Genomic DNA, 5,691 nt, shown 5'->3' on the forward strand with positions numbered 1-5,691 from the left:
AGCGCAGTCGAGTGCATCTTGGTCAGCGAGTATTTATTGGTTCCTGTACCTACTTAGCGGGGCCAGGCAATATTGAGATTGGCGATAATTGTTCGATCGCCGCCCACTGCGGAATATTTGCCAATCAGCACAAGTTCGATGATCCAAGCCGGGGACCCAATGATCAAGGGTTGACCTGGCAAGGGATTGTCATTGAGAACAACTGCTGGATCGGTCATGGAGTTTCTATCTTAGATGGTGTCAGGATTGGTGAGGGCAGCGTGATTGGTGCTGGCGCTGTGGTCACCCAAACAATCCCTAGCTACTCCATTGCTGTGGGGGTGCCAGCCAGGGTCATCAAGCGGCGAAGCCGCCAGCGTGAGCCGGTGAGCGACAATATTAAATCCGGTTGAGTGAATGGCCTGTCTAACCGGATTTGACATAACCCTCTTGAGTCTCTCTCGAAAAAAAGAGGTCAAACCCCTCATTCTCCCGTCAAACACCGTGAGTTTCCATGCCAAAATTTGTCAGGATGCCCAACGTGACATAAGAGGGATCAGCATCAGCCATGGGATGCCAAAGTGGCAGAAGCTGACCATGGGGAAATCGCCTGATTGACTGGCACAATCTGCATGTTAGATAGTGGAAACTACGGTTGCACCGTCAACGTTGCCCGCCGCCTTTCCGACTGATGAACCTAGGCGGGAATTGCCTGCATGGGAGTGGCTTCTAGCCGCCAGTGGCTAGAGGTTGATCAGTCAAGCAGGGAAAATCACTGGACATACTTGGACTATCCATCAAACTTTTCGAGCATCCTCTGATACGCTAGAGAAAACTTCTGCAGCGTGAGGAATAAGGGTGGCAAAGCCTGTAGCTGTAGCTGCCAGCTCGACATGCCATAGGATGAGTGCTACACCAACCGTTGTGCTAGGGATGGTGTCGTCTTGGGGATGAGTCATCTAGCTGGGGAGGAGCGATCGCTAGGGTTTGATAGTGGATATGCCATCAGTGATATACCATACACAATCTAAAAGTGTTCTCATGACATGTGGTGTTGTACTGAAGTCCTAACTTTATAAGAACTTCACATGTAGAAAACTCCATGCCTTGAACACGACCTGTTCGACGACTAGGATCTAACATTACGTTTCTCTAATCGGAGGTGTGCTGTCCATGCCAGACCATGACTTAGAATCAGAGCCGCTTGTTAGTGTCATTATTCCTACCTATAACCGTCCTGACTATTTGAAAGATGCGCTGAAAAGTGCTTTGCAACAAACCTATCGAAATATTGAGATTATTGTTTCAGATAATGCGAGTCCAGACAATCCTCAGCCCTGGATTGAGGCCTTGAATGATCCAAGAATTCAGGTCTATCGGCAAGAGCAAAATGTAGGTATGTTTGCCAATGTGCAAAGTGCGTTCCTGCGGGCTAAGGGTAAATATATGGCTAGTCTGTTGGATGATGATGTCTGGGAGCCAGACTTTCTAGATAAGTTAGTGCCTCCCTTAGAACGCTATCCCAGTGTGGCGATCGCTTTTTGTGATCACTATATGGTCAGCGCTACGGGGGAGATTGATATAGCAGCAACGGAAGCCTGCTCCCGCGCTAATCATCGCCATGACTTGCCGGAAGGAGTGTACTATCCCATGGCCGAGTATGGCTTGATTAATGGCGCTATTTCGCCTGCCATGGCGGGATTGATTCGGCGAGAAGCGGTGGACTGGAGCCAAATTCCGGCAGAGGCTGATGTTCTGTGGGATATGTACGTGAACTATGTGTGCTGTCGGGATGACTGGGCTAGCTATTACTGTCCAGACAAGCTTACCCGCGTCCGAGAACATGCTCAATCGGAAACGCAGCAAAGCGGGGCGCGTAATGTTCAGGCGAAGCTGCGCAAAGGGCGCGCCCAGATTTTCTGCTTCAACACCTTGCTTGCAGATGATCGCCTCAAGGACTACCATCCTATCTTTCGACAACGCTGGGCTCATGCCAACACAACCTTGGGCATTGGGCTGATTCGCGATCGCAAACCCGTGGAGGCTCGTCCTTACCTGTGGCGATCGCTGCGTAGCCAGTTTAAGATGCGTACATTCGTCGCGATTGTGGTGAGCTATCTACCCTATGCCCTAGCCCGGCGATTTTAGCCTGGATGGTGTTTATCATCATGAATGATTAGGATCAACGGATATCTAGCTGCTGGGCGTATGTAACGTATCGAGTTTACTTATTCTATACAGGGGTTTGAGCGCATGAAGATCACCGCTTGCATCACCACTATGAATCGTCCGCAGGAGTTGGATGAATGTCTGCAAGGATTATGGTCGTCAACCTACGTGCCCCATGCCGTTGTGGTTTCCGATAACTCAACGGATCCAGAGGTGCAGCGGAGTAATCAGGAGGTCGTGCAGCGCTATGCCCATACCGTCTATCTGGAAGGGCCCCACACGGGTGTAACGGCTAATCGCAATAATGCCCTCCATGCTGCCCCTCAGGATAGCGATCGCATCATTTTTCTAGCCGACGACATTCAGGTGTCACCCGACTTCTTTGAGCGGGCCGTCCAGTGTTACCAAAATCTTCCCCCCGGTCTAGATGAAAAGACCATTCTCACCGGAGACAACCGCAATGAATTTAGCCCACCGGATATCGGCCCCCTAGGCGTCAATTTTCGAGGCTATTTTTGCCCTTGGAAACCAGGCATTCCTCAGGTTGTGAATCTCTATGCCAGTCTTTTTCCCAAAAGTTTTTTAGATCAGGAAGAGTGGGACGAACAGATTTTCCTGGGACAGGAAGATATTGAACTCTCGCTGCGGGCGCTGCGCTGCGGCTACCAAATTATCTATGAACCCACCCTGAAGGTCTTTGATACACGCTTTCAAAAAACGACCTTGCCCTCGGCAGAACGGGGCAAGATGCAAAGCTATGAAATCTATGTGGCTGCCAGCCGCCTTTATATCGGCATCAAGCGCTATAAGCATCTCTTTCCTGATCCGATCAAGCTCCTGATATTTCGCGTTGTGTATTATTTGCATATGACGCTCTATTTACTGCGTCGTAAATCTCTACAGTCATGGCCAGACATTATCAAGATCTCTAATGTGAACCGGTTATGAAGAATACCATCGAGCGCTTGATCCCATGATGGAGTGCTGATAGTTTTCGGGATAAGCAAGGCTACTCGCTTGTTGTCATGAGGTGCTGACGTGTTAAAAATCACAGTTTTGGTTCCGAGCTACCATCGTCCTGACGATCTACGCCGATGTTTGCAGGCCTTGACCCAGCAGGCGCGATCGCCCGATGAGGTGGTGGTGGTGGTACGAGATTCTGATACCGAAACCCAAGCTGTTGTGAAGGACTTTCCTAAGGAGATGTTGCCTCTGCGGTGGGTCGCGGTGACGATGCCGGGGCAGGTGGCGGCGCTGAATGCTGGTCTGGAAGCGGCTCAAGGTGACATTATTGCCATCACCGATGATGATGCTGCTCCGCGTTCTCGTTGGTTAGAGCGAATCGAGTCGCACTTTGCTGCCGATGAGCGAGTGGGAGGCGTCGGTGGGCGTGATTGGCTTTATCTTGGCGGCACGGATCTGGAAGAAGGTGAGAGCGCCGTGGTGGGCCGGGTGCAGTGGTTTGGGCGGGTGGTAGGTCGCCATAATCTAGGCGTGGGCGATCCTCAGGATGTTGAGGTGCTGAAGGGAGCCAATATGAGCTATCGCAAGACAGCGATCGCCCACCAGCGTTTTGATAGTCGGCTCCTTGGCAGTGGTGCCCAGGTGCATAATGACCTAGCCTTTAGCCTAGCTGTGAAACGGGCTGGCTGGCGGCTCATCTACGATCCAGCGGCAGACATTGACCATTACCAAGCCAAGCGATTCGATGAAGATCAACGGGATCAGTTCAACGCGATCGCTTTTTTTAATGCCGTGCATAATGAAACCGTAGCCTTGCTCGACTATTTGCCACCGTTTCGCCGCCTAGTTTTTCTAATATGGGCGGTTTTAGTGGGAACGCGCAAGGCCTTTGGCATTGCCCAATGGTGTCGCTTTTTGCCCAAGGAAGGAAGCTTTGCCGGACAAAAGTGGTGGCTGTCTATGCAAGGGCGATGGCAAGGCGTGCAAACCTGGCGACGGGGCAAGGGCGATCGCTCTCAGACGGTGGAGCAAAAAGCGATCGCATCGTCCTAACGTCAGCTTCTGCTAGCCTTTGTCTAGCGACGTTTCTCAGCTTTCCTCGCTGTTTCCCTAACTCTCGTGGCGTTGCTGAATGTAGGTATGAATTCCGGCGTTGCTGAATCGCACGATGATTGGCCCTAAGGAACCGTGAGCGTCTCGCTCACACGACCTTGATGGTGAATGAGTTGGGAGTGCGAGCATCTTGTTCACGTTCTGATGCCATAGCCTCATGCAGCAACGCCGGAATTCCCAAGTCTGCCTTCACCCCAGGAAGAAGGGTTGGGGATGAGGGCCAATCCTATATCGATTCGGCAACGCCACTCCAGTTCTCATTCTCACGCTATTCTTTGATATCCTTTTGCCATCCTGCTCTACTATGTCTGCGAATGTATCTCCAGCCCCCTCAACCCTTTCTCGCCCCCAGCGACTGTCCCTCTGGGAGCAGCCATTTTTAGCTTGGGCCTCGGTCATTCTGTTATTTGGGATCACCCTCCTAGGATGCATTGCCGGGGCAGGTTCCTTGATGCGTTTAGCCTTTCCTGCAGGCTCCTTGCTAGTCGCTATTTATCTCTATGTCTTTCATCCGATCTTTTACATCAATTTCAACTGGTGGATCTGGTGTTTTACGCCTCTCCTGCGTCGTTTGGGTGATTACTATCGTGGGCAGTATGATGAATCCAGCCTCATGCTGACGGCACCCTACCTCGTCACTTTTATTTGCGTTTTAACCCTCTTCCGACACTTTCCTAGGGTGCATCGTACGGGCGATATTCCGTTTGTTATGGCGATGGGGGCTGTGTTCTTTGCCTTTTTGGTAGGCGCTCTCAATAATCCCGTCACGACCGTCATACGAACCTTTCTAGACTGGATGCCGCCGCTCTTGTTTGGGCTGCATCTTTCCGTGCATTGGCGGCTCTACCCAGAGATTCGTAAAACGACTCAAACCGCATTTGTCTGGATCACGCTGTTATCCGGTGCCTATGGTGTCTATCAATATATGGTGGCGCCGCTATGGGATAACTACTGGCTGGTGAATGTGGGTAATGTCTCCTTTGGTTTGCCTGTAGCGCAGCAGATTCGGGTGTGGAGCACTATGAACGCACCACCGTCCTTTGGCTGCGTGATGATGGCCACGTTGCTGATGCTGTTTGTCTGCAAAGGTTTTTTGCGGGTGCCGGCGGCGGCGGTGGGGTATTTAGCATTTATGCTATCCCTGGTGCGGGCAGCCTGGGCCGGTTGGTTGGTTGGCCTGCTTACCTTGGTGCTATCCCTCAAGTCAACCTTGCAGATTCGTTTAATTGCCACCATTGTGGCGTTGTCTCTTTTTGTGGTGCCCTTGACGATGATTGAACCCTTCTCGACCGTGATTGGCGATCGCTTAGAAAGCTTCACCAATGTACAAGACGACTCTAGCTATGAAGCCCGTGCCGAAACGTACAATAAAAATCTAGGGGTGGCCCTATCAGGACTTCTAGGTAAAGGATTGGGTAGTACCTGGACGGTGAAGCCCAACGGACAGATTGAACGGGTTGCTCTAGA

5 protein-coding genes are annotated in these 5,691 nt (G+C 51.3%); all 5 read left to right on the plus strand.

The features are described 5' to 3' along the window. On the plus strand, positions 1 to 392 hold a 392-nt coding region (locus tag V6D20_20635; protein HEY9818187.1), incomplete at its 5' end, for an acyltransferase. A 760-nt stretch (positions 393 to 1,152) separates the two neighbouring features. After that, entirely contained in the window at positions 1,153 to 2,127 is a 975-nt protein-coding gene (locus tag V6D20_20640) for a glycosyltransferase family 2 protein (protein ID HEY9818188.1), read from the plus strand. 105 nt (positions 2,128 to 2,232) lie between these two features. After that, positions 2,233 to 3,096: a glycosyltransferase gene (locus tag V6D20_20645; protein HEY9818189.1), complete on the plus strand. Its 864-nt coding sequence runs from the start codon at positions 2,233 to 2,235 to the stop codon at positions 3,094 to 3,096. A 90-nt stretch (positions 3,097 to 3,186) separates the two neighbouring features. Then, positions 3,187 to 4,164 carry a glycosyltransferase family 2 protein gene (locus V6D20_20650; protein HEY9818190.1) on the plus strand — a complete coding sequence of 326 codons (978 nt, stop codon included), beginning with the start codon at positions 3,187 to 3,189 and terminating at the stop codon, positions 4,162 to 4,164. A 364-nt stretch (positions 4,165 to 4,528) separates the two neighbouring features. Next, a partial coding sequence (locus V6D20_20655; protein HEY9818191.1) for a hypothetical protein occupies positions 4,529 to 5,691 on the plus strand: 1,163 nt, incomplete at its 3' end.

The organism is Candidatus Obscuribacterales bacterium (assembly GCA_036703605.1).
In the GTDB taxonomy this organism is placed as follows: Bacteria; Cyanobacteriota; Cyanobacteriia; order RECH01; family RECH01; genus RECH01.